Origin of the sequence: Aestuariivirga sp., assembly GCF_046093005.1 — a bacterium.
Lineage (GTDB): Bacteria > Pseudomonadota > Alphaproteobacteria > Rhizobiales > Aestuariivirgaceae > Aestuariivirga.
On record NZ_JBJTER010000028.1, the window covers coordinates 33,168 to 57,012 of the forward strand.

A 23,845-nucleotide genomic window follows, 5' to 3' on the forward strand; every position below is an offset into this window, starting at 1 on the left:
GCGGCGTTAGCGCGGATGTCGCACAACAGCTTCGGCCACCTCTTCCGGATGACGAGCTTCGGCGAAAGCCACGGGCCCGCCATCGGCTGCGTGGTTGATGGCTGCCCGCCCAACATTCCGCTGAAGCCCGAGGATATCCAGGTCTTTCTTGATAAACGCCGCCCCGGCCAATCGCGCTTCACCACCCAGCGCCAGGAGCCGGACCAGGTGCGGATCATGTCAGGCGTGTTCGAAGACGAGCGCACCGGCGGTCCGGTCACCACAGGCACGCCGCTCATGCTGCTGATCGAGAATGTCGACCAGCGCTCCAAGGATTATGCCGACATCCGCGACAAGTTCCGCCCCGGTCACGCCGACTACACCTATCAGGCCAAATATGGCATTCGCGATTACAAAGGCGGCGGACGCTCATCCGCGCGCGAGACAGCGGCGCGGGTCGCGGCCGGCGCGGTCGCCCGCAAGGTCATTCCGGGTGTCACGATCCGCGGCGCGCTGATCCAGATGGGCCCACACAGGATCGACCGTGACCGCTGGGACTGGGCGGAGGTTGACCGCAACCCCTTCTTCACGCCCGATGCAAAGGCGGCCGAACGTTTCGCGGACTATCTGGACGGTGTGCGCAAGGCTGGTTCCTCGGCGGGCGCCGTGATCGAAGTGGTGGCCAGCGGTGTACCGGCGGGCTGGGGCGCGCCGCTCTATGGCAAGCTCGACCAGGACCTCGCCGCGGCGATGATGAGCATCAATGCGGTGAAGGGCGTCGAGATCGGCGACGGTTTCGCGTCGGCGGCACTCTCGGGCGAGGAAAACGCCGATGAAATGCGCATGGCGGGCGGCAAACCGGAGTTTCTCTCCAACCACGCCGGCGGTATTCTGGGCGGCATCTCGACCGGGCAGGACGTCGTGGCGCGCTTCGCGGTGAAGCCAACCTCCTCGATCCTCAGCCCACGGAAGACCATCACGGCGGCGGGCGCCGAAACCGATATCTTCACCAGGGGCCGCCATGACCCCTGCGTCGGTATCCGCGCCGTGCCGGTGGGTGAAGCGATGATGGCCCTGGTGCTGGCCGATCATTTTCTCCGCCACCGCGGGCAGATGGGCGGTTAGGCTCTCCGCGCCGCGACCAGAAATTCCTGGTTTCCGTCACCACCCAGGAGCGGCGAGTCCGTCACGCCTTGAACCAGCCAGCCCCCGTTCATCAGGAACGTGACGACCTCACGGCATACACGCGCCTGTTCGGCTTGCGACGTGACCACGCCGCCCTTGCCGAGCGCGTCACGGCCCACCTCGAACTGCGGCTTGATGAGCGCCACCAGCACCGCTCCGGGCGCGGCGAGCGCCAGTGCCGGCGGCAGCGCCAGCTTGAGCGAAATGAAGCTCACGTCGCAAACGATCAGGTCTGGCTTTTGTTCCAGGTGGCCGGCGGACAGATCGCGCGCGTTCAGGCCTTCGATGAGGGTGATCCGCGGGTCGCTGAGCTTCATCTGCGCATGGCCCACGTCAATGGCCGTCACATGGGCAGCGCCCTCCTCGAGCAGTACCTGGGTGAAGCCGCCGGCCGAGGCGCCGATATCGAGGCAATGGCGGCCCTTCGCCTCAATGCCGAAGAAGGCCAGCGCGTGCTTGAGCTTCAGCGCGGCGCGCGAGACATAGGCCCGGGCTTCGTCGCTGGTGGTGAGCGCGCTCTCCGCGGCCACCGGTTGCGATGGCCTGGCGGCCGGCTTACCATCGACCTGTACGGCGCCACGCAACACCGCGTCGCGGGCGCGGGCGCGCGAGGGATAAAGCCCCCGCGCCACCAGCGCCTCGTCAAGCCGTCGCCTACTCGACATCCAGCGGTTCTGTGCCGGCGGGCGTGCCGTCCGGCTTCAGGGTGATCTTCTCGATCCGCGCCTCGGCGTCCTTGAGCAGCTTCTCGCAATGCTTCTTCAAGGCCTCGCCCCGCTCATAGATGGCGATCGATTGCTCCAGATCGACCTTGCCCGACTCGAGCCGCGTCACGATCTGCTCCAGTTCGGCCAGCGCCTTCTCGAAGGGAAGGCTGGCGATATCCACGTGATTGGTCATCAGAAGTCGTCCTCGTCGTCGTTCGTGAAGTCGTTCGCCTCGCCGGCATTGCCATGCATCAGGGCCTGCACATGAGTGCCCACCGACGCCGCAAGCCCTTGCAGATCATAGCCGCCTTCCAGCACCGAGACGAGGCGGCCGCCGCAATGGACTTCCGCCGCCTCCATGAGCTTCAGCGTCACCCAGGCGAAATCCTCCTCGGTGAGACGCAGACTGCCCAGCGGATCGCGGTGATGGGCGTCGAAGCCCGCCGAAACCACCACCAGGTCCGGCATGAAGCCGTCAAGCGCCGGGAGAATGACTGAACTCATCGCCTCGCGGAACTCCGCGCCGCCGTCACCCGCCCGCAGCGGCGCGTTGACGATGTTGCCCACACCGGTTTCCTGAACGGAACCGGTGCCGGGGTAGAGCGGCATCTGGTGTGTCGAACCATAGAACATGCCGGCGTCGGACCAGAAGATGTCCTGCGTGCCATTGCCGTGATGGACGTCGAAATCAATCACCGCCACCCGCTCGGCGCCATGGCGGTGGCGGGCATGATGGGCGGCGATGGCCGCCTGGTTGAACAGGCAAAAGCCCATGGCGCGGCGGGTCTCTGCATGGTGGCCCGGCGGGCGCAGCGCGCAGAAGGCATTGTCCGCTTCGCCCCCGAACACGGCATCGACGGCGGCGGTGGCCGCCCCCACGGCCCGCAGCGCGGCCTCGAGCGAGCCCGGCGACATCACCGTATCGGGATCGAGATATTCATAGCCCTCCGCCGGAGCCACGGCGCGGATGCGCTCCAGATGCTCCACGGCATGGGCGTGGAGAATGTCCTCATCCCGCCCCAGCGGCGCCGCGCGGCGGGTGAGCGCTGCGAAATGCTCGCTCGACAGGATCTGGTTGATGGCCCGGATGCGGTCAATGCGCTCCGGGTGGCCATCGGGCGTGACATGGCCGAGCGAGGCCGGATGCGTGAACAGCAAGGTCGTCATGCGGTCTTTCTAGCCGCTCCGCCGGGGGACTGCTATAGAGCCGGAATGGCTGCCCACAATGACATCGCCGCCGCCGCACAGGCCCTGCGTGAGGGCGGGCTGGTGGCCTTCCCGACCGAAACGGTCTACGGGCTGGGGGCAGACGCCACCAATAACGCGGCGGTCGCCAGCGTCTACGCGGTGAAGGGGCGGCCGTCCTTCAATCCGCTGATCGTGCATGTGGACAGTGCCGAAGCGGCCTTCCGGCTGGGCCAGTTCAGCGCGGAGGCCAGGACATTGGCCGAGAGGTTCTGGCCGGGTCCGCTGAGCATCGTGGTGCCACGCGCACCGGATTGCCCGGTGTCGCTGCTGGCCAGCGCCGGGCTGGACAGCATCGCGCTGCGGGTTCCGGCGCATCCCATGGCGCTCGATCTTCTCAAGGCGGTGGAGCGCCCCGTCGTGGCGCCAAGCGCCAACCCCTCCGGACGGATCAGCCCGACCTCGCCCGACCATGTGCGCCGCCACCTCAGGGACAAAGTGGCGATGGTGCTGGATGGCGGACGCTGCAAGGTGGGGGTGGAATCGAGTGTCGTGAGCTTTCTCGAAGATGGGCCCAGGCTGATCCGTCACGGCGGCATCCCGCGCGCCGAGATCGAGAAGGCGCTGGGCCATGCGGTGGCGGTTGAAACCCATGCGGTGCGCCCGCATGCGCCGGGGCAGCTCACCAGCCATTATGCGCCGCGCGCCGAACTCCGCCTCAATGCCGAAGGCCCGCGCGCGGGCGAGGCCTATCTCGGTTTCGGGCCGCTTCACAGCCATGGGCCGTGGACTTTGTCACGGACCGGCGAGCTTGTGGAGGCCGCGGCCAATCTGTTCCGGCTTCTGCACGAGATCGATGCGACGGGCGTGGCGCGGATCGCCGTCGCGCCGGTTCCGCACCACGGGCTCGGCGAGGCGATCAATGACCGGCTGATGCGCGCGGCGGCGCCGCGGGAGCCGGCATGAGACCATCGCCGGCAACGCTTGACCGGCTCGCCGCCGTGGTGGGCGAGGCCCATGCCATCCGCGATCCCGCCGGCATGGACGGCTACATGCGCGAATGGCGGCAAATCTGGGTGGGCCGCTCGCCCCTGGTGCTGCGCCCGTCGTCCACCGAAGAGGTGAGCCGCATCCTGGCCATCGCCGATGAAACCCGCACGGCCATCGTGCCGCAGGCGGGCAACACCGGCCTGTGCGGCGGCCAGACCGCCACCGAGGCCGGCAACGAAGTGGTGCTGTCGCTCGACCGCATGAACCGCATTCTCAGCGTCGACCCCGCCAACAACACCATCACCGCCGAGGCCGGCGTGATCCTGAAATCGCTGCAGGAGGCTGCCGATGCCGTGGACCGGCTGTTTCCCTTAAGCCTCGCGTCCGAGGGCTCCTGCCGGATTGGCGGCAATCTTTCGACCAATGCCGGCGGGCTCAATGTGATCGCCTATGGCAATGCGCGCGATCTCTGCCTCGGGCTTGAAGTGGTGCTGGCCGATGGCCGGGTGTGGAACGGGCTGCGGCGGCTCCGGAAAGACAATACCGGCTATGACCTGCGCGACATTTTCATCGGCGCGGAAGGAACGCTCGGCATCATCACGGGGGCGGTGCTCAAGCTGTTTCCAAAACCGCGCAGCCGCGAGACCGCCTTTATCGCCGTGCCCTCGCCGCAGGCCGCCGTCGATCTCCTGTCATTGATGAAGGACATGAGCGGCAACCGGGTGGTGGCCTTCGAACTGATCGCCGATCTGGCACTTCAGTTCTCTGTCAGGCATGCAGGGGTACGCCATCCGCTGGCGGCGGCCGCGCCCTGGTATGTGCTGGCTGAACTCGCCGATCCCGCGCCGGATGCAATGGCGGGCGTTCTCGAAGCCGCCATGGAGCGTGGCATTGTGAGCGATGCCGCCATCGCCCAGTCAGAAGGCCAGCGCGCCTCCTTCTGGTCAGCGCGCGAACTCATCTCGGAATCTCAGAAGCCTGAAGGCGGATCGATCAAGCACGACGTGGCCGTGCCAGTCTCGCAGGTGCCGCGTTTCCTCGCGGAAGCCGATGCCGCTGTCTCGGCATTCCTGCCGGGCGCGCGCTTCGTGAGCTTCGGTCATCTCGGTGACGGCAACATCCACTACAACATTTCCCAGCCTGTCGGCATGGACAAGCAGGCGTTTCTCGATCTCTGGAACGGCATGAACGACGTGGTTTTCGCGGTGGTCCAGCGCTTTGGCGGCTCGATCAGCGCCGAACACGGCATCGGGCGGCTCAAGGCGCACCGCATGACGGCGATCAAGCCGCCGGTCGAACTGGCGATGATGCGGCAGTTGAAGAGCGCCTTTGACCCCAACAACATTCTCAATCCCGGGCGGGTCCTGCCCCCTGAGTACCTGTCATAGCAGCGTCAACTGGCCTTGCGGCGCGCGATCATCGCCAGCGGGCGGCGCCTTGCGCGGAATGACCGCAGGGGCGAAGACCAGGCTTCCCTCCGGCGCCGGACGGATAAGCGTGGCGGCCGTCTCCGCCGCGCCGGTGAGCCAGGTTTCATAGTCCTCGGGCGCGATGATCACCGGCATGCGGTCATGGATCGCGGCCAGCTCGGCGTTGGGCGCGATGGTCATCAGCGCCGCGGTTTCCAGCTCGGACCCATCGGCCCCCATCCAATGTTCCCACAAGCCCGCGAAGGCAAACAGGCCGTTGTCCCGGCGGGTCACAAAATAGGGCGTCTTGCGCCCCGCCTCGCCGGACCATTCATAGTAACCGTCAGCGGGCACCAGGCAGCGGCGGCGGCGCATGGCGGCGCGGAAGGCGGGCTTCTCCAGCACCGTCTCGCCACGCGCGTTGATCAGTTGGCGGCCTGGCTTCACCTCCTTGGCCCAGGAGGGCACGAAGCCCCAGCGCACCAAAGCGAAACGGCGCGCGCCATTCTCCATCCGCACCACGCCGATGGGCTGGCCCGGCGCCACGTGAGCGCGCGGCGGAAAATCCGGCTCATCGGTGAAACGGAACCACGCCCGGGTTTCCCCGGGGCTTCGCTTGAGGCTATAGAGGCCGCACATGGGCGGAGATTAGCCAGCAATGACGGATGCGCAACACCTGCCGAAACTGGGGGTTTCGGCCTCGGTTTGGAGAGACGGCCGGGTGCTGCTGGTGCAGCGTGCGAAGCCACCCGTGGGGATCTGGGCGTTTCCCGGCGGGCACGTGGAACCGGGCGAGCGGCTGGAGGAGGCGGCGGCCAGGGAACTGCATGAGGAAACCGGCCTGACGGCGCGGTTCCAGGGGCTCGCCGGGCTCTATGACGTGATCCGGCGGGATGCCGCGGGGCTGGTGACGGTGCATTATGTGATTGCCTGTTTCGCCGGGCTCGCGGGCCCCGGCGAGCCGGAGGCCGCAAGCGATGCGATGGCGGTCAGCTGGGCCGATCCGGACAGTCTCGGCGGCTATGCGCTCGCCCCGAACATGCCCGCGGCCATCGCCGCCGCGCGGGCGCTTGTCGCGGACGCCGGATGCGCCGGGCTCTGACGGCCCCGCGCTATTCCCCGGCCAGCAAAGACAGGGCGTTGAGAATCGCGGATCGATCGGACTGCGCGGCGGAGGCTTCCAGCAGCCCCGGGTTCTGCGCGGCGACGAAAATTGCCGAGACGATCACCGCCGCCACCGTCCGGCGCACCCATTTGCTGTAGCAGAACAGGGCCAGGAAGAGCATCGCGAGAAGGCGGAAGGGGAACGTCAGCATGATCGCACCCGCCCCTTACTTGCTTGCCGTGCCGCGCACGTCCGAACCGTCCCGGACCGGTTCCAGCGACACCCACTTGCGCGGGTCCTTCGCCGACTGGCGCTTGAGCAGCGTGTAGCCGGCGGCCGCCCAGTTGCGGATTTCGTTGCGCCGGTTGTCCAGAATGAAGTCGCCCCGGGTGGTGACCAGCGTCAGCACGGCGTGGCCTTCGGCGTGTTCGTCGAGCACCACGGTGATGCGCAGCGCCTCCTCGGGGATTCCCTTCGAAACGAGAATCTTCTTCTTGAGGAGGACCACATCCTCGCAATCGCCGGCATCGGCGGGAAGCGTCCAGTATTCCGCCGTGCCATAGAGCGTTTCGTCGGTGACCGGGGCGATGGAGCCGTTCACAAAGGCATTGACCATGCGCACCAGCAGCCACTTTTCCTCGGTCATGGCGGCACGGCGCTGCTTGCCCTCGCCCGGCAGGCAGCTGTCAGGATTGCGCTGGCAGAATTCGACGAAGCCGATCGGCGGCAGGGTTTCGGCATATTCCTTGGCGAAAGGCTTGTCGTTGGAGGCTGCGTCGGCGGCAGGCCCGCCCATGGTCAGCGCGGCCAGCAAACCCAGCGCCACTGCCACCCCCTTACCCCACATACCCATTTTACGCCCCAAACGCTTATCGTTAATGTGGCGTAAACATGCCGCGCGGGGGCGCGGGGGGCAATCGTAAACGAAAAGTTAAGTTAACGCCCGCGGCGGAAAAGAGGCGAATTTAACCTTAGATTGTGGTCAGGGCTGCTGCGCTGCAACCTTTTGTTGTTTCTTTTCGGGAACGTATTTCTGGCGATCATTGTAGGCGACAGCCTGGGCGCCATCGAGCTTGGTCGCGATGCGGGAAATATAGTTCTGCATCTTGTGGTCCTTGAGGTCCGCGACGGCCAGGTCCCGGCCAAGTTCGCCCTTGCTCAGGGTTTCGGCGGCAGGGGCGTCCAGATAGACGTAGTTAGACCCATCCAGGAGGATCACTTCGGCCCCCACCTGTGCATAGGGCGCGACAAGCCCTGGGGGCAGCAGCGGCACGATATCGTTTTCGTCCACCACTCTCAGCACGGGAAGGAAGGAGAGTTGCGCCGCGCCGTCCTGGGTTGTGAAGCGTGGCTGGCCATAGGTGTGGATGGTCTGGACCTTGTAGCCATCCTCAATGGCATAAACGCCGAGAATCGCCGCGACCGCACCGCCCAGCGAATGCCCGACCAGCCTGATCTGGTAGTCTTTCTTCAAATAGGGCTGAGCGTCCGTCCAGATGGCCTTGGCATCCTCGTCAAAACCGGTGTGGACCGGAACCTTGATCTGGCGATCCTTGCGGAGGCGGGCGGCAAAATCCTCTTTCATATTGATATCATTGGCGCTGCCCCGCACCACCACATATTGAATCTTGGCCTTGTCGTCGCGCTCGATGAAATACTGCACGTCCTGCTTCGCCGGGGTCGCCACCCGCACGGTCTTCGGGTAGGCAGCCTGAATCTCGGCTGGTGGGCGATAGGCCGTCCTGGCGCGCTGGGCATCGGCCTCAAGCACCGCGAAATCGACCTTCTGTGTCGAAACCTGCGAACCCAGGCTGTCCAGGTCCTGACGGGGAATGCCCGAACAGGCGGAAACCAGTGCCAGGCACAGGGCCATGACCGTCACATGGGCGGCACGCCGCCGCCCGGTCGAAACACATCCCGCCATCATGGCCTTCCTTTTCGCCGGGCAACTTGGCGCGAAGCGGTGGGCGCGTCAACCAGGCGTTGCCGCACCGTCCCGCGTATCGGGAAGGTCAGTTCTGCGCCACGTCGGTGCGGCGAAACTTGAGCATCTCACCCTTGCCATCATGGGCGACATACCAGCCGCCCTGCTGGCTGACCTCGCCGCAACGCGGCTTGCCGTCGGTCCACTTCGTCCACACGACGCACAGTTCCGCGCCCTTCATGTACCAATGGCCCTGATCCTGCTGGCCATAGGCCTCGCCTGACAGGGCACCGTTGCGCTCCCCGGAAAAGGCGACGCGGTAGCCCTTCACCTTGGCTTCGAACTGGCCCGGAAACAGCTTCGCGACCTCACCCTTGCCGAGCGATCCGGCCTCGGCGGCGACCGATGCCCCCATCGCCGATGCCGCGATCAAGAGAGAGGCAAGCAGCTTGCTCTTCGTCATGTCGGTCAATCCCCTGTTTGGCCGCCGCAGGCCCCCTTGCCTCAGCGCGGTGTCATTGGATGGCCGCCCGTTTGGCAGCCGCCTGTGTTCGAAATATGGGGAGGAGATGGCCGAGATACCCCTTGATCTGCCGCAATTCTGATGAGGTTAATTCAATCTTAAATAGTATTCTGAGCAATTTTCTCTCCGAACCATGCCCGCGCAGCCGTGCTATGGAAGAAGCATGGAGCTCTTCGCGCAATTGCTGGAAACGGGACTCCTGCGGTTTCCGGCGGACCCGGAGATGCGGGCCTGGGCAGACCATGCCGGTCCCGTGGCGCTGGCCGCGACGCGCGATCCTGCAAATGCCCACTGGCTGCGCTGCGGCGGCACCTGGTTCGTCGGCGTCGATGCCCTGCCCAACGATGAAACTGGCAGGGTCGCCGGCGGTCCACCGCTGGCCGGCGCCGCCATGGACTTCCTGCGGGTGATACCGCGCCTGGACCTGCCGCTGCACCGCGCCCAGCTGTCGGTGTGCTATCCGGGTTATCCGCAGCCCTCGCCCCAGGAAAGCGAGGCGGCCTTCCGCTTCCGCCGCGATCGCGATGCCGCGCATGTCGATGGGCTCCTGGCGGAGGGGCCGGCCAAGCGCCGGTTTCTCAGGGAGCCCCACGCCTATATTCTCGGAATAGCGCTCACCGCGCAATCGCCCGACGCCGCCCCGCTGGTGGCCTGGGAAGGCTCGCACCGCATCATGGGCGAGGCCCTTTCCGGTGTTCTCGGCGGCCATCCCGCCAAGAGCTGGCCGGACATTGACCTGACCGAGGCCTATCAGGCGGCGCGGCGGCAGGTGTTCGCCTCCTGCCGGCGGATTGTGCTGCCCGCCATGCCGGGCGAGGCGGTGCTGCTGCACCGCCATATGCTGCATGGCGTGGCGCCCTGGGGCCATTCCGCCACCGCCACGCCTGCCGGGCGGATGGTCGCCTATTTCCGGCCGCAGTTCGAGAACCTTGCGGATTGGCTTGATCAGCCGTGAGGCAGCGGGCGATAACCGGAACCTGAAAGCAGGAGGGCGAAGTCATGTCGGTCTATGGCGATCTCGGGGTCAAGACCCTGATCAACGCGAAAGGCCCGGCGACCCGGCTGTCGGGCGGCATCATGCGGACCGAGGTGGCGGCCGCGATGGCCGAAGCCTCGCAAGCCTGTGTCGACATCGCGGCCCTGCAGCAGGCGGCATCACAGGTGATTGCGGAGATGACGGGAGCAGAGGCGGGCTATGTCGCCTCCGGCGCCTCGGCCTGCCTGCTGATCGGGGCGGCGGCCTGCGTCACCGGGCTCGATCCCGGCCGCATGGCCCGGCTCCCCGACACCACGGGCATGAAGAATGAATGCGTGATGGTGCGCAGCCAGCGCAATTTCTACGACCACGCCATCCGGGCCGCCGGGCTCACCATCGTCGAGGTGGGCCTGCCTGACCGCTACGCCGGCGCCGGGGTGCGCGATGCCGAGGCCTGGGAAATCGACGATGCCATCAACGAACGGACCGCCGCGGTATTCTATGTCGCCGACCCGCAGGCGCGGCCGCTGCTTCCCGAGGTGACCCGCGCCGCCCATGCCCGCGGCGTGCCGGTGATCGTCGACGCCGCGGCGCAATTGCCGCCACAGGACAATCTCCGCCGCTTCATCGCCGAGGGCGCCGACCTCGTGGCCTTCTCCGGCGGCAAGGCAATCGGCGGCCCGCAGGCGAGCGGCATCCTGGCCGGGCGCCGCGACCTGATCATGGCGGCGGCGCTGCAGCACCTCGACCTCGACATCTACTGGGATATGTGGGAGCCGCCCTATCCGCTGATCGACAAGAACCGCCTCAAGGGCGCGCCGCAACACGGCATCGGACGGAGCTGCAAGGCCGGCAAGGAAGAAATCGTCGGGCTTGTGACCGCGCTGCGGCTGTTCGTGGCGGAAGGCGATGCCGCCCGCCACGGACGCTGGCTCAAGGACTGCGAAACGGTGGCGGCGGCGCTTGAGGGCCATCTGGTGACCGTCACCGGCGGCAATGACATCTCCGCGGTTCCCACCGTTGAGATCGTGCTCGATCCGGGCCGAATTGGGGTGCGCGAACTGTGCCTCCGCCTGCAGCGGGGCGAGCCGGCGATCGCGCTCGATCCCGCCCAGCGCGACAAGGGCATGGCCATCGTCAACCCCATGTGCCTGAAGCCCGGCGAGGCCGAGACGGTGGGCCGCGAGATCGCCCGGGCCTTGCGGAGCGCCTGAGCCAGGGAAAAGAAAAAATTCCTCTTGACTTTTTTCCTAAATCTGGATAGCAACGGCGCCGTTCGCGGACGTGCCTGCTGCTGATTGACATTGTAAAAACTCTCCCCCGGGAGCCTGGCGGCGGAAGCGCCCCGGGCTTTGCCCCCGGCCCCTGGTCCGGGTCCGGAAAATCCGGGATTTCGCGTCCCCGCGCTTTGCGCTAGGCTGGTCTGGTTCGTGAACGCCGCCGGAGGTTCGCTTGAGGGGAAGATCGCAGGTTTGGGCCGCGCCGGCCAGGAGCCGCGGCGCATGAGTGTTCCCGCCCTCCTCGAGCTTGACGGCATCCGCATGAACTTTGGCGCGATCGAAGCGCTGAAGGGTGTTTCCTTCGCGGTCGGCAAGGGCGAGGTGGTGGCCCTGCTGGGCGACAATGGGGCCGGCAAATCGACCCTCGTCAAAATCATTTCCGGCGGCCTGAAGCCGTCCGGCGGGCGGATGGTGTTCGACGGCGCGGAGCGCCTGTTCGCCACCCCCGCCGAAGCCAAGGCGCATGGCATCGAGACCGTCTATCAGGACCTGTCGCTGTGCACCAATGTCGATGTGGTCGCCAATTTCTTCATGGGCCGGGAGATCGTGAAGCGCCGGCTCGGCTTCATTCCAGTGCTGCAGGAGCGGCAGATGGAAGAGGTTGTGTCGCAGGCGCTGGCCAATGCCGGAACCCGCATTCCGTCGCTGCGCACCAATGTCGAGTATCTTTCGGGCGGCCAGCGCCAGGCGATCGAGCTCAACCGCTTCGCCCACTGGGGCGGCAAGCTGGTGCTGCTGGACGAGCCGTTCGCGGCGCTCGGCGTCGAGCAGACGCGGCGCGGCCTCGATCTTATCAAGCGCATCGCCGCCCAGGGCATCGGGGTGGTCATCATCACCCACATCATGACCCAGGCCTTCCAGGTGGCTGACCGCATCGTGGTCATCCGCCAGGGCCGCTTGGCGGGCGATGTCGCCGCCCGGCAAACCAGCCCCGACGAGGTGGTGGCGATGATCACCGGCGAGGCGATTGGCGGTCACGCCCAAGAAAGGAGGCCGAATGGCCCGCAACCCTGAACCAGAACAGCAAAAGAGGAAACGAACATGAACCGTTTGCGCCGGCTATTGACGGCATCCATCGCCCTGGCGGCGGTGGCGGCCGTACCCCCCGCCTTCGCGGAATCGAAGGGCAAAATCTTCTACATGGTGCCGACCCTGCTCGACGAATTCCAGACCGAGTCGGTGTCCTCGATCACCAAGTTCATGGCCGATGTCGGCTATGAGGTGGTCACGCTCAACGCCGACAACAAGACCGACCTGCAGCAAAGCCAGATGAACGACACCATCCTCCAGAAGCCGGCCGCCATCATTCTCGCCGCGGTGGATTTCAACGCGCTCGCGCCGTCGATCGAGAAGGCCCGCGCCGCCGGAATTCCGGTGATGATCTTCGACCGCCAGATCACCTCAACGCCCTCCGACTTCACCTCGGTGGCCGGCACGGTGGAAATCGGCCGGGTCGCGGCGGGCGAAATCCAGCGCCTGCTCACCGAACGCAAGGGCGGCGTCAAGGGCAAGATCCTGCAGGTGCTGGGCGATCCGGCAGACCCCTATACCCTCGATATCCAGAAGGGCTTCGAGGAGCAGATGAAGGCTTTCCCGGAGGCACAGATCATCACCCTGCCGGCGATGCAGTGGGAGGCGTCCAACGCCGGCACCATCGTGTCGGACCAGATGGTGGCCAATCCCGATATCGACCTGATCTTCCTCCACGCCGCGCATCTGTCGGTGGCGGCGGTGGCGGCTCTCGAAGCCAAGGGCAAGAAGCCGGGCGACGTGATGCTGATCTCGTCGAACGGCGCGCCGGTCGGGCTTGATCTGATCCGCAAGGGCTGGCTCAACGTCGAAGTGGAGCAGCCGCTCTATGCCCAGGCCGCGGCGCTGGCGATGTTCGCCGACAAGGTGGTGAACAAGCAGGAGATCAAGCCGGGCCGCTACAACGTGCTGGGGCTCGATTCCGAGCTCACCATCGAGGCTTGGGGCCCCAACATCAAGATACCGGGCGCCGCCATCACCAAGGACAATGTCGACGAGCCGCGCTTCTGGGGCAATCTCAAGGCGCCCGCCGACAAGATCACGCCGGTGCAGTGACCAGCCATACGCGCGCCCGCCACGCCGGCTCAGGCCGGCGTGGCCGGGCAGCGCGCAATCGCGGCTTTCGCCGAATGAGCCATCCATGACATCCTCCCGCCAGCGGGCCATTGCCGAATTCGTCCTCGACCACCTCGTCTGGTTCATGCTGGCCGCGGTGCTGGCGGCGTTTTCGCTGTTCGTGCCTAACTTCTTCCAGATCGGCATTTTCGCGAACATCATCGAGCAATCGACCTTCGTCGGCGTCATGGCCATCGGGCTCGCCATCGTGATCATCGCGGGCCACATGGACCTGTCCGTCGAATCGACGGCGGCGCTGGCCGCCATGATCACCGGCATGCTGTTCTGCGCGCGGGGAATAGGCCTCGGCATCGCGTTCACGCCAGAATGGCTGGTGGTGCCGGTGTCGCTGGCGCTGGCCCTCGCGGTGGGCGCCGCCGTTGGCCTTCTCAACGGCTTTTTCACCATCAAGCTGAAGATGAACGCCTTCATCGTGACGCTCGCCTCCTATATCTGGGTGCGCGGGCTGGTGGTGGCCATTTCGGGCGGACGCTCGGCGCAGGACCTTTCGCCATCGCTGCGCGTCATCGGCATCGAGCAATTGCTTTACGTGCCGCTGATCGCCTGGATCGCCATTCTGTGCTACGTGGCGTTTTCCTTCATCATGGGCCGCACGCCGTTCGGCCGCCACATCACGCTGATCGGCGGCAACGCCGTGGCTGCTTTCCGGGCCGGCATCAAGGTTGACCGGCTGATGTTCATCTCCTTCGTTCTGGCCGGCGCCATCGCCGGTCTGGCGGGCTGGCTGCTCGCCATCCGCACCAGCGGCGCTACCGCCAATCTTGGAACCGGCATGCTGTTCAACGCTTTCGCGGCGGTGGTGATCGGCGGGGTTTCCCTGAAGGGGGGCGTGGGCAAGCTGCCTGGCGTCTATGCCGGCGTGCTGCTGCTGTCTTCCATTCACACCGCGATCAACCTGATGGGGCTGCCCGCCCACTACACGCAGGTGATCCTCGGATTGCTGGTGCTGGCCGCCGTGCTTCTCGATACGCTGAAACTGCAAATTCGCCAGAGGTTCGCATGAGCGGAAGACTTGAAGGCAAGGTGGCGCTGGTGATCGGCGCGGCGCGCGGCATCGGCGAGGGCATCGCCGAACGCTTCGTGGAGGAGGGTGCGCGCGTGGTGATCGCCGATACCGAAGCCGAGGCCGGGCGCGCCACGGCGGCCAGGCTCGGGGGGATTTTCGCCGAAACCGACATTTCGCGGCAGGACCATGCCGAGCGTGCGGTGCAAACCGCGCTCGAGGGGTTCGGCGGCCTCGATATTCTGGTGCAGAACGCCGGCATCTATCCCTGGACGCTGATCGAAAACATCTCGACCGGGGAATGGGACAAGGTTCTGGCGGTGAACCTCAGGGGCACCTTCCTCGCCGCCCGCGCCGCGCTGCCGCACATGAAGGCCAAGGCCTATGGCCGCATGGTGTTCACCTCCTCGATCACCGGCCCCCGGGTGACCAGCCCCGGCCATGGCCATTATTCGGCCAGCAAGGCGGGCATCAACGGCTTCATCAAGGCGGCGGCGCTGGAGTTCTCGGGCTACGGCATCACGGTGAACGGCATCGAGCCCGGCAACATCATGACGGCGGGCATGAAGGCTGAGCGCTCCGAGGCCTTCATCAGGTCGATGGAGGCGGCGATTCCGCTGAGCCGGCTGGGCAGCCCCCGTGATGTCGCCAATTGCGCGCTGTTCCTCGCGTCCGACGAGGCCTCCTACATCACCGGCACGACCATCGTGGTCGACGGCGGCCAGACCCTGCCGGAGGGCGCGGATTTCCGGATCAACCCCAGTTCGGTTTGACTTCAAGCCGCAAGCCGGTAAATAGCCCCGGAATTCAAGACATCCAAAGGCACAGTTTCCGATGGCCAAGCCGCGCACGCTCTATGACAAGATCTGGGATGACCACCTCGTGCATGAGGCCGAGGACGGCACAGCGCTCCTCTACATCGACCGCCACCTCGTTCATGAGGTGACGAGCCCGCAGGCCTTCGAAGGCCTGCGCATGACTGGCCGCAAGGTGCGCCACCCGGAGCGCACCCTGGCGGTTGTCGACCATAACGTGCCCACCACCGACCGCTCGCACGGCATCGCCGAGGAGGAAAGCCGGGTGCAGGTGGAGACGCTGGCCAAGAACGCCGCCGAATTCGGTATCAGATATTTCAACGAGCTCGACAAGCGCCAGGGTATCGTCCACGTGGTGGGCCCCGAGCAGGGCTTCACGCTGCCGGGCACGACCATCGTCTGCGGCGACAGCCACACCTCCACCCATGGCGCCTTCGGGGCGCTGGCGCACGGCATCGGCACCTCGGAAGTTGAGCATGTGCTGGCCACCCAGACGCTGATCCAGAAGAAAGCCAAGAACATGCTGGTCCAGGTCGATGGCAAGCTGCCGCGGCACGCGACGGCGAAGGACATCATCCTCGCCATCATCGGCCAGATCGGCACGGCGGGCGGCACCGGTTCGGTGATCGAGTTCGCCGGCGAGGCGATCCGCGGCCTCTCCATGGAAGGCCGCATGACGGTGTGCAACATGACCATCGAGGGCGGCGCCCGCGCCGGCATGATCGCCCCCGACGATAAGGCCTTCGACTATCTGAAGGGCAAGCCGATGGCGCCAAACGGCGAAGCCTGGGACAAGGCGCGCCGTTACTGGGACACGCTGGTGACCGACGAGGGCGCGCATTTCGACCGGATCGTCACGCTCGATGCCGCCAATCTGCCGCCCATCGTCTCCTGGGGAACGAGCCCCGAGGATGTGGTGTCGATCGAGGGGGTGGTGCCGAACCCCGATGACATCGCCGATGAAGGCAAGCGCCAGTCCAAGTGGCGGGCGCTGGATTACATGGGCCTCAAGCCTGGCACCCGGATGACCGACATCGAACTCGACGTGGTTTGGATCGGCTCCTGCACCAACGGCCGCATCGAGGACCTGCGCAACGTGGCCCGGGTCGTCGAAGGCAAGAAGATCTCGGGCCGGCTCGCCTATGCGATGATCGTGCCGGGATCGGGGCTGGTGAAGCAGCAGGCCGAGGCCGAGGGGCTGGACCGGATCTTCAAGGCGGCCGGCTTCGAATGGCGCGAGCCCGGCTGCTCCATGTGCCTTGGCATGAATCCCGATCAGCTGAAGCCTGGCCAGCGCTGCGCCTCCACCTCGAACCGCAATTTCGAGGGCCGTCAGGGCTACAAGGGCCGCACCCATCTGCTGTCGCCGGAAATGGCCGCAGCGGCGGCGCTCGCCGGGCGTTTTGTGGATGTCCGCAAGACCGGCTGAGCCGGTGCGTTAACGGTTGCTGAAGAATTTGTTAAGCCTTATGTCACCTTCGCGGCGTTAAGGTGACTTGGAGGGGTGGCCATCGCCACCGGTGGTTTTGGGGGTTCTCGCGTGGGTAGTTCGGTTCAGGCGGACGCTAAGTTTCTGCGCCGCATTTTCTTCGGTCTGGTGCTTCTGACCCTGGCGACGGGCGTCATGGCGGGTGTGGCGACGGTGCAGGCGATGACCGGCGCACCGGGCGTCTGCAGCTTGTTCTGCGGCTGATTTCTTCGCGCATGGCGGAGCACCGGCTGGCCGGGCTTTCCGCCCCTTCGATCAGCGATATCGACGAACTCGCGGCCGCCGCCTTCGCGGAACTGCCGGAGGATTTCCGCGCCATGTGCGGCGATGTGATCATCAAGGTCGCCGATTTTCCGTCCGAGGACGTCCAGAAGGATATGGCGGCGGGACCCTTTGATCTCTTGGGACTGTTTCAGGGCGTCGGCCTGGCGCAGGATGCCGCCGTGCCGGAGACCGGGCGCCTTCCCAATATGGTGTTTCTCTACCGGCGCGCCATTCTCGACTACTGGGCCGAGCACGAGGAGACGCTGGGAGCGGTCGTCACCCATGTGCTGGTGCATGAAATCGGCCATCACTTCGGCCTCTCCGACGAGGACATGTACGCGATCGAAGACCGCGCCGGCTGATCTTGCCGGCTGTTGCAGCGGCTCCACCTTGGCTCTATAGGAGCCGCCCATGACCACGCTCTTCATCGACGGCGAAGCCGGCACCACCGGCCTGCAGATCCGCGACCGGCTGAAGCACCGGGCGGACGTGACGCTGCTGTCGATCGCGCCCGAGCGCCGCAAGGACCCCGCGGCGCGGCGCGAGCTGCTCAATTCCGCCGATGTCGCCATCCTCTGCCTCCCCGATGACGCGGCGAAGGAGGCCGTGGCGATGATTGATGCGGGCGCCCGGACAAGGGTGCTCGACGCCTCGACCGCTTTCCGCACCGCGACGGGGTTGGGTCTATGGCATGCCGGAGCTTGCGAAAGATCATCGGGCGCGCATCGCCAGCGCCGCGCGCGTGGCCAACCCCGGCTGCTATCCGCAGGGGCTCATCGCATTGATCCGTCCACTGATCGATGCCGGCCTGCTGCCGGCTTCGTTCCCGGCGAGCTACAACGCGGTCTCGGGCTATTCCGGCGGCGGCAAGAAAATGATCGAGGATTATGAGGCGAAGGGCCGCGCCGCCATTCCCTATCACCCCTATGGCCTCACCTTCGCGCACAAGCATCTTCCTGAAATGCAGGTCTATGGCGGGCTTGCGGCGCCGCCGCTGTTCCAGCCGGCGGTGGGCAATTACGCGCAAGGCATGATGGGCGCGGTGCCGCTGTTCAGGGACTTCTTCCCGCGCCGGGTCACCGGCCGCGACATTCATGACTGTCTCATGGCAGCCTATGATGGCGAGCCGTTCATTTCGGTGGCGCCCTATGAGGCGGTGGAGCGCAGCCCAGCGGTGAGCCCCGAGGCGCTCAACAACACCAACCGCATGCGGCTTCACGTGTTCGCCAATGACGCCGGCGGCCAGGCGCTGCTGATGGCCATCTACGACAATCTCGGCAAGGGCGCGTCCGGCGCCGCCGTGCAGAATCTCAATCTCATGATCGGCGCGGCGGAAACGCTGGGCGCCGATCTCCCCACAGCCGCCTGAGGACAGGATCATGCAGAAATTCGAAACGCTCACCGGTGTCGCGGCACCGCTCAACATTGTCAATGTCGACACCGACATGATCATCCCGAAGCAGTTCCTGAAGACGATCAAGCGAACGGGGCTTGGCAAATCGCTGTTCTTCGAGATGCGCTACACCCAGGAGGGCAAGGAAATAGATGTTTTCGTGCTGAACCAGCCCGCCTACCGCAAGGCCGAGATCCTGGTGGCGGGGGATAATTTTGGCTGCGGCTCATCACGCGAGCACGCGCCCTGGGCGCTGCTCGATTTCGGGATCCGCTGCGTGATCTCCACGAGCTTCGCCGACATCTTCTACAATAACTGCTTCAAGAACGGCATTCTGCCGATCAAGGTGACGCCGGATGAACTGAAGAAGCTGATGGATGATGCCGGCCGCGGGTCCAACGCCACGCTCACCATCGATCTGCCGCGCCAGGAAATCCGCGGGCCCGACGGCGGCGTGATCCGCTTTGACATCGACCCGTTCCGCAAGCATTGCCTGCTCAATGGGCTCGACGACATCGGCCTGACGCTGGAGAAATCCACAGCGATCGACGCTTTCGAGAAGAAACAGTCCGCCAGCCAGCCCTGGCTCTGACCTTCTCCTCCGCGCGCCCGTGGAGTCCATTCTCACCACAGTCCTGCCGGTGTTTGGCATGATCGTGCTGGGCTATGGCTTCGCCAAGGCCCGCATCTTCGATGCGGCGGCGGGGCGCGGCATCACGCTGTTCGTGTTCAACGTCGCGATCCCGGCGCTGCTGTTCAAGACGGTGGCCACCATGGGTCCGCAACAGGGGGCGCCGTGGGCGTTGTGGCTCGCTTTCTTCGGCGGCCTTGCCATGACCTGGGTGGCCGCGGCGCTGGTATCGCGCGCCGTGCCCTCGCTCGATGTTTCGGGCGGGGCGGCCGCCTCCATGGCGGCGGGCTTCGGCAACCTCGCCTTGCTCGGAACGCCGCTGGCGCTTGCCCATTTCGGCCAGCAGGTGGCGATTCCGCTCGGCATGATCCTGTCGATCCACGCGCCGGTCTTGTGGTTCACGGCCATGCTGCACCGGGCGCTGTTCCAGGGCTCTGGCAGCTTCTCGCTCAGCCGCACGGCGAAGGACCTGTTCCGCAACCTCGCCACCAATGCCATCGTGCTGGGGCTGCTGGCGGGGAGCCTGTGGCGCTTCGCCGGGCTGGGCCTGCACCCGGTGGCTGGCAGCATGCTGGAGATGCTGGCCGATGCCTCGGTTCCCACCGCGCTGTTCGCGCTCGGCGTGTCGCTGGCCGGCTATTCGCTGAAAGGCTCATGGAGCGGCATGTTCACCCTGATCGCCCTCAAAATGGTGCTGATGCCCATCCTGGTGTTCCTGATGGTGCGCTATGTGGTGTCGATCCCGCCTCTATGGGCGCAGGTCGCCGTGCTGTTCGCCGCCATGCCGACGGGGGCCAATGCCTTCGTGTTTTCACAGCGGAACGAGGAGGCGGTAGCCGCCGTCTCCGGCGCCATCACGCTGGGCACGGCGCTGGCGGCGCTCAGCGCCTCGGTGCTGCTCTATCTGATGGATGCCGGAATGATATAGCCGCTCAGGCTTGATTTTGTGGCGGAACAAGTCCATTTTCCGCCGCGTTTTCCGCCTTTCCCCCCAACAGGAGCCACATGGCCAAGGAAGAATTGCTCGAATTCGAAGGCACCGTGACTGAACTTCTGCCCAACGCTACGTTCCGCGTGAAGCTGGACAACAATCATGAGATCATCGCCCATACCGCCGGCAAGATGCGCAAGAACCGTATCCGCGTCCTGGCGGGCGACCGCGTGATGGTCGAGATGACGCCCTATGATCTGACGAAGGGCCGCATCAATTACCGCTTCAAGTAACAAAACGGGCGCGGCAGCGCCCGTGAAGCTCGTGCTGGCCAGCGCCTCTCCGCGCCGGCTGCAATTGCTCGAGCGCGCCGGCATCCGCCCGGATCTCCTCAACCCGTCCGACGTCGACGAAACGCCGCACAAGCGGGAAACGCCGCGCGCCCTGTCGATCAGGCTCGCCCGCGCCAAGGTCGACCGGGCCCGTGAAATGCCGCTCGTTCAGGCGCTCGGCCCCAACGCCTTCGTCCTCGCTGCCGATACCGTGGTGGGGCTGGGCCGGCGCATCCTTCCCAAGGCCGAAACCGAGGATGAAGCGCGCGATTGCCTGTCGCTGCTCTCGGGCCGCTCGCACTGGGTCTATTCCACGGTCTGCCTGATCGCGCCCGGCAACCGCGTGTCGCGGCGCTGTGTCGAAACCAAGGTCCGGTTCAAGCGGCTGTCACGCGAGGATGTGGACAGCTACATCGCCTGCGGCGAATGGCGCGGCAAGGCGGGGGGCTATGCCATTCAGGGCCGCGCCGAAGCCTTCGTGCGCTGGCTGTCCGGCTCCCATTCCGCGGTTGTCGGCCTGCCGCTTTATGAGACCGTCCATCTGCTCGAGGGCGCGGGCTATCCGGTGTTCCACAGCTGGATGACGGCGCCCAACTCCGGCCTCTGACATGAGCGACCCGGTCCGGCTGCGGCCGAAACGCCCGTGCCCCATCTGCGCCAAGCCTTCGCAGCAGAAGTTCCACCCGTTCTGTTCGGCGCGCTGCGCCCAGGTCGACCTCAACCGCTGGCTCGGCGGTCACTATGCGATTCCGGCGGCAACGGATGAGCCCGCACCGGACGAGCAACCCCGGGAAGCGACCTGAAGCAGCCGCAAAAGCTTTTTTCCTATCTATTTCAATATCTTAAACATATTTTACACAGAAGTCCACCCCGGCGACCCCATGGGGAAACAATACAACCAAGGAGCGAAAGGTCAATCTTGTCAGGAAAATGTCAGTTTTTCTTGATTTTACGCTTTTCAGTTGTATATTAGAAAACGTTCTTAACGGGGCGGAGCGGTGTTATGAGACCAACCCTGACGGATGTGGCGAAGCTTGCGGGGGTTTCCGTGGCAACGGCGTCACGAGCGCTGAGCAACCCCGACCTGGTGGCTGACAGCACCAGGCGGGCGGTCCGCGAGGCGGCCAATTCCTGCGGTTACAAGATCAATCTGGTGGCGCGCTCATTACGCATTCAACGCACCGATACAATCATGGTGCTCGCCCCCGGCATTGACGACGCCTTTTATCCCGCGGTTCTCGCCAGCATCGAGGACACCGCCATGGCGCTCGGTTATGCGGTGATGGTGGGCTTCACCGCCAAGAGCGAACAACATCGCGCCGCCTATGCTGAGCTTCTTTTCAATGGCCGGGTGGACGGCATGCTCGTCATGGACGGCGGCGCCGCCGTTGACCGTTTCAGCGGCCCTAAGCCTGAGCTGCCGGTGGTGCAGCTGTTCGACCGGGTTTACGGGTCTGGCGTGCCGGTAGTTCGGGTCGACGATCTGGAGGTTGCCGATCTGGCGGTCCGCCACCTCGCCGGCAATGGCCACCGCCGCATCGCCCATATCGCGGGACCGGCTTCCGTCTGGCGGCTGGCGGAACGGCGGCGCGGCTTCGTGGAGGCGATCGAGCGGCTCGGCTTGCTGGCCGACACCAGCCTGATCGCCACCTGCGATGGCGGCTGGAGCAGCGCAGCCCAGGCCATGGCTCAGCTGCTTGCGCAGCCGCAACCGCCCACCGCAGTGTTTTGCGCTACCGACACGATGGCTTGCGCCGCCCTCGCGGTGTGCCGCGATCATGGCCTGGCGGTACCGCGTGATATGGCGCTGATCGGCGCCGACGGCACGGCGGATGCTGAACGGGCCTTTCCCATCCTGCCCACGGTGCGCGTGCCGCGCGCCGAAATCGGGGCGCGGGCCACCGATATGCTGATCGGCCTGATTCGCGGGCACCACGGGCTGGTCAATGAAGCGGTGCTGCCGGTGGAATTGCTGGCGCGCGGCGCCCCGGAGCCGAAGCACGCCGCCGCCGCCGCCTGACCTGCGCTATTTCTCGTAGTACTGGGACACCAGGCGGTCGAGCAGGCGCACGCCCCAGCCCGTTCCCCAGCTCTGGTTGATGGCGTTGCGCGCGGTGTCCGAGGCCGTGCCGGCGACATCGAGATGCGCCCAGGGCACATTGTTCACGAAGCGCTGCAGGAATTGCGCCGCGGTGATTGAGCCCGCGTTGCGGCCGCCGATGTTCTTCACATCCGCGACATCGTGGTCGATCATCTTGTCATATTCGGGCGCCAGCGGCATGCGCCAGACCTTCTCGCCCGTGGCATAGCCGGCTTCCGAGAGCCGTTGCGCCAATTCGTCATTGTTCGAGAACAGCCCGGCGTGTTCCTTGCCGAGCGCCACGAGGATGGCGCCGGTCAGCGTTGCGAGATCGATCATGAACCGCGGCTTGAAGCGCTGCTGGATGTACCAGAGCACATCGGCAAGCACGAGCCGGCCCTCGGCATCGGTGTTCAGCACGGCGATCGTCTGGCCCGACATCGAGGTGACGACATCGCCGGGGCGCTGGGCCTTGCCGTCCGGCATGTTCTCAACCAGCCCGATGGCGCCGACCACATTGACCTTGGCCTTGCGCTTGGCCAGCGCCAGCATCAGACCCGCGACGCTGGCCGCCCCGCCCATGTCGCCCTTCATGTCCTCCATGCCCTGGGCCGGCTTGATCGAGATGCCGCCGGTATCGAAGGTCACGCCCTTGCCGATGAAGGCGAGCGGCGGTTCTCCCGCCTTGCCGCCATGCCATTCCATGATGGCGAGCCGCGCCTCGTGCGCCGAGCCCTGCGCCACGCCGAGGAGGGCGTTCATGCCGAGCTTCCGCATCCGGTCCGGTGTCAGAACCGTGAGCTTGACGCCGAGCTTGGTCAGCGGCTTCATCCGCTCGGCGAAAGCCGCCGGATAGAGCACGTTGGACGGCTCATTGACCAGGTCGCGCGCCAGATGAACGCCCTCCGCCACCGCCTCGCGCCCCAGGTAACGCTTGCGCGCGCCCTCGGCATCGGCGGTGAGGATGGTGGCGGTCTTCAGCAGCTTGGCCTCGGGCTGTTTTGACTTGTAGTGATTGAAGGCATAGGCCCTGAGGCGCATGCCGGACGCGATGAGCGCTGCGGCGTCGCCCGGCGGCAAGTCTGCCAAGGCCACATCGGCGGCGATCGCGCCGGTCTGCGCCTTCATGGCCTGCAGCGATCCCGCCACCGCGCCGCCCAGCATCTCGACATCCAGCGGCCGCAGCGCCGGGGCCGATCCGAGGCCGAACAGCACCACGCGGTCCAGCCCGCCTCCAGGCGCTACAATGTCGAGGCTGCTGTCGCGCCGGCCCGTGAAGCCCGCAGCGGCCATGGCGCGCTTGATCTGGCCGCCGCAGCGCTTGTCGGCCTCGGCCGCCACCCCGGTGAGATCGCCCGCTTCGGGAACCAGCAGGACGAGTATTCCGGCGCGCGGGAGGACAGGCTGAGAAAACACGATTTTCATGATAAGCCCAACGAGTTTCAAAGTGGCTTTCTAGACGGATTCCAGGACTTTGG

General features: G+C 65.8%; 28 protein-coding genes and 1 pseudogene. 20 read left to right on the forward strand and 9 right to left on the reverse strand.

Features of this window, described 5'->3' with window-relative positions:
- Window positions 1-15: 15 nt before the first annotated feature.
- Complete coding sequence (aroC, locus tag ACKOED_RS01945; protein WP_408914888.1) at window positions 16-1,104, forward strand: chorismate synthase; 1,089 nt, start codon at window positions 16-18, stop codon at window positions 1,102-1,104.
- On the opposite strand, the gene ACKOED_RS01950 is transcribed toward aroC, so the two are convergent.
- The 3 genes from ACKOED_RS01950 to ACKOED_RS01960 are packed head-to-tail and all read right to left on the reverse strand — an operon-like array spanning window position 1,101 to window position 3,038.
- On the reverse strand, window positions 1,101-1,829 hold the full coding sequence (locus tag ACKOED_RS01950; protein WP_408914889.1) for a TlyA family RNA methyltransferase: 729 nt from the start codon (window positions 1,827-1,829) through the stop codon (window positions 1,101-1,103). The genes aroC and ACKOED_RS01950 overlap by 4 nt on opposite strands.
- A complete protein-coding gene (locus ACKOED_RS01955; RefSeq protein ID WP_408914890.1) occupies window positions 1,819-2,064 on the reverse strand; it encodes an exodeoxyribonuclease VII small subunit in 246 nt (81 codons plus the stop codon). The genes ACKOED_RS01950 and ACKOED_RS01955 overlap by 11 nt, the downstream gene beginning before the upstream one ends.
- Window positions 2,064-3,038, reverse strand: a complete 975-nt coding sequence (locus tag ACKOED_RS01960) for a histone deacetylase family protein (protein WP_408914891.1) — start codon at window positions 3,036-3,038, stop codon at window positions 2,064-2,066. Before ACKOED_RS01960 ends, ACKOED_RS01955 begins: the two co-directional genes overlap by 1 nt.
- A gap of 45 nt (window positions 3,039-3,083) precedes the next feature.
- On the opposite strand from ACKOED_RS01960, the gene ACKOED_RS01965 reads away from it, so the two are divergent.
- Together ACKOED_RS01965 and ACKOED_RS01970 are read left to right on the forward strand one after the other, a co-directional pair.
- Window positions 3,084-4,022: an L-threonylcarbamoyladenylate synthase gene (locus tag ACKOED_RS01965; protein ID WP_408914892.1), complete on the forward strand. Its 939-nt coding sequence runs from the start codon at window positions 3,084-3,086 to the stop codon at window positions 4,020-4,022.
- Window positions 4,019-5,434, forward strand: a complete 1,416-nt coding sequence (locus ACKOED_RS01970; protein ID WP_408914893.1) for an FAD-binding oxidoreductase — start codon at window positions 4,019-4,021, stop codon at window positions 5,432-5,434. Before ACKOED_RS01965 ends, ACKOED_RS01970 begins: the two co-directional genes overlap by 4 nt.
- Here the strand turns inward: ACKOED_RS01970 and ACKOED_RS01975 are convergent.
- Window positions 5,429-6,094 (reverse strand): SOS response-associated peptidase, encoded by a 666-nt coding sequence (locus ACKOED_RS01975; protein WP_408914894.1) that lies wholly within the window; start codon window positions 6,092-6,094, stop codon window positions 5,429-5,431. The two genes, ACKOED_RS01970 and ACKOED_RS01975, sit on opposite strands and share 6 nt — an antisense overlap.
- A gap of 19 nt (window positions 6,095-6,113) precedes the next feature.
- On the opposite strand from ACKOED_RS01975, the gene ACKOED_RS01980 reads away from it, so the two are divergent.
- Window positions 6,114-6,557 (forward strand): NUDIX hydrolase, encoded by a 444-nt coding sequence (locus ACKOED_RS01980; protein WP_408914895.1) that lies wholly within the window; start codon window positions 6,114-6,116, stop codon window positions 6,555-6,557.
- A 10-nt stretch (window positions 6,558-6,567) separates the two neighbouring features.
- Here ACKOED_RS01980 and ACKOED_RS01985 read toward each other — a convergent pair whose 3' ends face one another.
- The 4 genes from ACKOED_RS01985 to ACKOED_RS02000 all read right to left on the reverse strand — a co-directional run bounded on the left by ACKOED_RS01985 (window position 6,568) and on the right by ACKOED_RS02000 (window position 8,947).
- Complete coding sequence (locus ACKOED_RS01985; RefSeq protein ID WP_408914896.1) at window positions 6,568-6,771, reverse strand: hypothetical protein; 204 nt, start codon at window positions 6,769-6,771, stop codon at window positions 6,568-6,570.
- A 15-nt stretch (window positions 6,772-6,786) separates the two neighbouring features.
- Complete coding sequence (locus ACKOED_RS01990; RefSeq protein WP_408914897.1) at window positions 6,787-7,407, reverse strand: transglutaminase-like cysteine peptidase; 621 nt, start codon at window positions 7,405-7,407, stop codon at window positions 6,787-6,789.
- A gap of 135 nt (window positions 7,408-7,542) precedes the next feature.
- Window positions 7,543-8,487, reverse strand: a complete 945-nt coding sequence (locus tag ACKOED_RS01995; RefSeq protein ID WP_408914898.1) for a lipase family protein — start codon at window positions 8,485-8,487, stop codon at window positions 7,543-7,545.
- A gap of 85 nt (window positions 8,488-8,572) precedes the next feature.
- Window positions 8,573-8,947, reverse strand: coding sequence for a hypothetical protein (locus ACKOED_RS02000; RefSeq protein WP_408914899.1), 375 nt, complete (start codon window positions 8,945-8,947; stop codon window positions 8,573-8,575).
- A gap of 223 nt (window positions 8,948-9,170) precedes the next feature.
- Here ACKOED_RS02000 and ACKOED_RS02005 point away from each other — a divergent pair, with 223 nt between their 5' ends.
- From ACKOED_RS02005 to ACKOED_RS02080, 16 genes and pseudogenes are all read left to right on the forward strand, one after another.
- Window positions 9,171-9,962 (forward strand): hypothetical protein, encoded by a 792-nt coding sequence (locus tag ACKOED_RS02005; RefSeq protein WP_408914900.1) that lies wholly within the window; start codon window positions 9,171-9,173, stop codon window positions 9,960-9,962.
- A 44-nt stretch (window positions 9,963-10,006) separates the two neighbouring features.
- Window positions 10,007-11,197 (forward strand): hypothetical protein, encoded by a 1,191-nt coding sequence (locus ACKOED_RS02010; protein WP_408914901.1) that lies wholly within the window; start codon window positions 10,007-10,009, stop codon window positions 11,195-11,197.
- A gap of 288 nt (window positions 11,198-11,485) precedes the next feature.
- Window positions 11,486-12,277, forward strand: coding sequence for an ATP-binding cassette domain-containing protein (locus ACKOED_RS02015; RefSeq protein ID WP_408914902.1), 792 nt, complete (start codon window positions 11,486-11,488; stop codon window positions 12,275-12,277).
- A gap of 27 nt (window positions 12,278-12,304) precedes the next feature.
- Window positions 12,305-13,348 carry a sugar ABC transporter substrate-binding protein gene (locus ACKOED_RS02020; RefSeq protein ID WP_408914903.1) on the forward strand — a complete coding sequence of 348 codons (1,044 nt, stop codon included), beginning with the start codon at window positions 12,305-12,307 and terminating at the stop codon, window positions 13,346-13,348.
- A gap of 85 nt (window positions 13,349-13,433) precedes the next feature.
- A complete protein-coding gene (locus ACKOED_RS02025) occupies window positions 13,434-14,432 on the forward strand; it encodes an ABC transporter permease (RefSeq protein ID WP_408914904.1) in 999 nt (332 codons plus the stop codon).
- The gene (locus ACKOED_RS02030; RefSeq protein ID WP_408914905.1) at window positions 14,429-15,205 is read left to right on the forward strand and encodes an SDR family NAD(P)-dependent oxidoreductase; all 777 of its coding nucleotides are present in this window, start codon (window positions 14,429-14,431) and stop codon (window positions 15,203-15,205) included. Before ACKOED_RS02025 ends, ACKOED_RS02030 begins: the two co-directional genes overlap by 4 nt.
- Before the next feature lie 61 nt (window positions 15,206-15,266).
- Complete coding sequence (gene leuC, locus ACKOED_RS02035) at window positions 15,267-16,676, forward strand: 3-isopropylmalate dehydratase large subunit (RefSeq protein ID WP_408914906.1); 1,410 nt, start codon at window positions 15,267-15,269, stop codon at window positions 16,674-16,676.
- A gap of 75 nt (window positions 16,677-16,751) precedes the next feature.
- Window positions 16,752-16,940 (forward strand): hypothetical protein, encoded by a 189-nt coding sequence (locus tag ACKOED_RS02040; RefSeq protein WP_408914907.1) that lies wholly within the window; start codon window positions 16,752-16,754, stop codon window positions 16,938-16,940.
- 11 nt (window positions 16,941-16,951) lie between these two features.
- Window positions 16,952-17,362 (forward strand): metallopeptidase family protein, encoded by a 411-nt coding sequence (locus tag ACKOED_RS02045; protein ID WP_408914908.1) that lies wholly within the window; start codon window positions 16,952-16,954, stop codon window positions 17,360-17,362.
- A 49-nt stretch (window positions 17,363-17,411) separates the two neighbouring features.
- Window positions 17,412-18,369, forward strand: a pseudogene (argC, locus tag ACKOED_RS02050) (N-acetyl-gamma-glutamyl-phosphate reductase).
- A gap of 10 nt (window positions 18,370-18,379) precedes the next feature.
- Window positions 18,380-18,985 carry a 3-isopropylmalate dehydratase small subunit gene (leuD, locus tag ACKOED_RS02055; protein WP_408914909.1) on the forward strand — a complete coding sequence of 202 codons (606 nt, stop codon included), beginning with the start codon at window positions 18,380-18,382 and terminating at the stop codon, window positions 18,983-18,985.
- A 19-nt stretch (window positions 18,986-19,004) separates the two neighbouring features.
- Complete coding sequence (locus ACKOED_RS02060; protein WP_408914910.1) at window positions 19,005-19,952, forward strand: AEC family transporter; 948 nt, start codon at window positions 19,005-19,007, stop codon at window positions 19,950-19,952.
- Between the two features lie 77 nt (window positions 19,953-20,029).
- A complete protein-coding gene (gene infA / locus ACKOED_RS02065; protein WP_111197504.1) occupies window positions 20,030-20,248 on the forward strand; it encodes a translation initiation factor IF-1 in 219 nt (72 codons plus the stop codon).
- A 22-nt stretch (window positions 20,249-20,270) separates the two neighbouring features.
- The gene (locus ACKOED_RS02070; protein ID WP_408914911.1) at window positions 20,271-20,894 is read left to right on the forward strand and encodes a Maf family nucleotide pyrophosphatase; all 624 of its coding nucleotides are present in this window, start codon (window positions 20,271-20,273) and stop codon (window positions 20,892-20,894) included.
- A gap of 1 nt (window position 20,895) precedes the next feature.
- Window positions 20,896-21,090, forward strand: a complete 195-nt coding sequence (yacG, locus tag ACKOED_RS02075) for a DNA gyrase inhibitor YacG (protein ID WP_408914913.1) — start codon at window positions 20,896-20,898, stop codon at window positions 21,088-21,090.
- Window positions 21,091-21,290: 200 nt separating this feature from the next.
- Window positions 21,291-22,307 (forward strand): LacI family DNA-binding transcriptional regulator, encoded by a 1,017-nt coding sequence (locus tag ACKOED_RS02080; RefSeq protein WP_408914914.1) that lies wholly within the window; start codon window positions 21,291-21,293, stop codon window positions 22,305-22,307.
- Between the two features lie 6 nt (window positions 22,308-22,313).
- Here the strand turns inward: ACKOED_RS02080 and ACKOED_RS02085 are convergent, their stop codons facing one another.
- Entirely contained in the window at window positions 22,314-23,792 is a 1,479-nt protein-coding gene (locus ACKOED_RS02085; RefSeq protein ID WP_408914915.1) for a leucyl aminopeptidase, read from the reverse strand.
- Window positions 23,793-23,845: the final 53 nt, after the last annotated feature.

Excerpts from the sequence above, each read along its gene's own strand:
- aroC (WP_408914888.1), top strand. The coding sequence starts at position 16 with ATGTCGCACAACAGCTTCGGCCACCTCTTCCGGATGACGAGCTTCGGC.
- ACKOED_RS01950 (WP_408914889.1), bottom strand. The coding sequence starts at position 1,829 with ATGTCGAGTAGGCGACGGCTTGACGAGGCGCTGGTGGCGCGGGGGCTT.
- ACKOED_RS01955 (WP_408914890.1), bottom strand. The coding sequence starts at position 2,064 with ATGACCAATCACGTGGATATCGCCAGCCTTCCCTTCGAGAAGGCGCTG.
- ACKOED_RS01960 (WP_408914891.1), bottom strand. The coding sequence starts at position 3,038 with ATGACGACCTTGCTGTTCACGCATCCGGCCTCGCTCGGCCATGTCACG.
- ACKOED_RS01965 (WP_408914892.1), top strand. The coding sequence starts at position 3,084 with ATGGCTGCCCACAATGACATCGCCGCCGCCGCACAGGCCCTGCGTGAG.
- ACKOED_RS01970 (WP_408914893.1), top strand. The coding sequence starts at position 4,019 with ATGAGACCATCGCCGGCAACGCTTGACCGGCTCGCCGCCGTGGTGGGC.
- ACKOED_RS01975 (WP_408914894.1), bottom strand. The coding sequence starts at position 6,094 with ATGTGCGGCCTCTATAGCCTCAAGCGAAGCCCCGGGGAAACCCGGGCG.
- ACKOED_RS01980 (WP_408914895.1), top strand. The coding sequence starts at position 6,114 with ATGACGGATGCGCAACACCTGCCGAAACTGGGGGTTTCGGCCTCGGTT.
- ACKOED_RS01985 (WP_408914896.1), bottom strand. The coding sequence starts at position 6,771 with ATGCTGACGTTCCCCTTCCGCCTTCTCGCGATGCTCTTCCTGGCCCTG.
- ACKOED_RS01990 (WP_408914897.1), bottom strand. The coding sequence starts at position 7,407 with ATGTGGGGTAAGGGGGTGGCAGTGGCGCTGGGTTTGCTGGCCGCGCTG.
- ACKOED_RS01995 (WP_408914898.1), bottom strand. The coding sequence starts at position 8,487 with ATGATGGCGGGATGTGTTTCGACCGGGCGGCGGCGTGCCGCCCATGTG.
- ACKOED_RS02000 (WP_408914899.1), bottom strand. The coding sequence starts at position 8,947 with ATGACGAAGAGCAAGCTGCTTGCCTCTCTCTTGATCGCGGCATCGGCG.
- ACKOED_RS02005 (WP_408914900.1), top strand. The coding sequence starts at position 9,171 with ATGGAGCTCTTCGCGCAATTGCTGGAAACGGGACTCCTGCGGTTTCCG.
- ACKOED_RS02010 (WP_408914901.1), top strand. The coding sequence starts at position 10,007 with ATGTCGGTCTATGGCGATCTCGGGGTCAAGACCCTGATCAACGCGAAA.
- ACKOED_RS02015 (WP_408914902.1), top strand. The coding sequence starts at position 11,486 with ATGAGTGTTCCCGCCCTCCTCGAGCTTGACGGCATCCGCATGAACTTT.
- ACKOED_RS02020 (WP_408914903.1), top strand. The coding sequence starts at position 12,305 with ATGAACCGTTTGCGCCGGCTATTGACGGCATCCATCGCCCTGGCGGCG.
- ACKOED_RS02025 (WP_408914904.1), top strand. The coding sequence starts at position 13,434 with ATGACATCCTCCCGCCAGCGGGCCATTGCCGAATTCGTCCTCGACCAC.
- ACKOED_RS02030 (WP_408914905.1), top strand. The coding sequence starts at position 14,429 with ATGAGCGGAAGACTTGAAGGCAAGGTGGCGCTGGTGATCGGCGCGGCG.
- leuC (WP_408914906.1), top strand. The coding sequence starts at position 15,267 with ATGGCCAAGCCGCGCACGCTCTATGACAAGATCTGGGATGACCACCTC.
- ACKOED_RS02045 (WP_408914908.1), top strand. The coding sequence starts at position 16,952 with ATGGCGGAGCACCGGCTGGCCGGGCTTTCCGCCCCTTCGATCAGCGAT.
- leuD (WP_408914909.1), top strand. The coding sequence starts at position 18,380 with ATGCAGAAATTCGAAACGCTCACCGGTGTCGCGGCACCGCTCAACATT.
- infA (WP_111197504.1), top strand. The coding sequence starts at position 20,030 with ATGGCCAAGGAAGAATTGCTCGAATTCGAAGGCACCGTGACTGAACTT.
- yacG (WP_408914913.1), top strand. The coding sequence starts at position 20,896 with ATGAGCGACCCGGTCCGGCTGCGGCCGAAACGCCCGTGCCCCATCTGC.
- ACKOED_RS02080 (WP_408914914.1), top strand. The coding sequence starts at position 21,291 with ATGAGACCAACCCTGACGGATGTGGCGAAGCTTGCGGGGGTTTCCGTG.
- ACKOED_RS02085 (WP_408914915.1), bottom strand. The coding sequence starts at position 23,792 with ATGAAAATCGTGTTTTCTCAGCCTGTCCTCCCGCGCGCCGGAATACTC.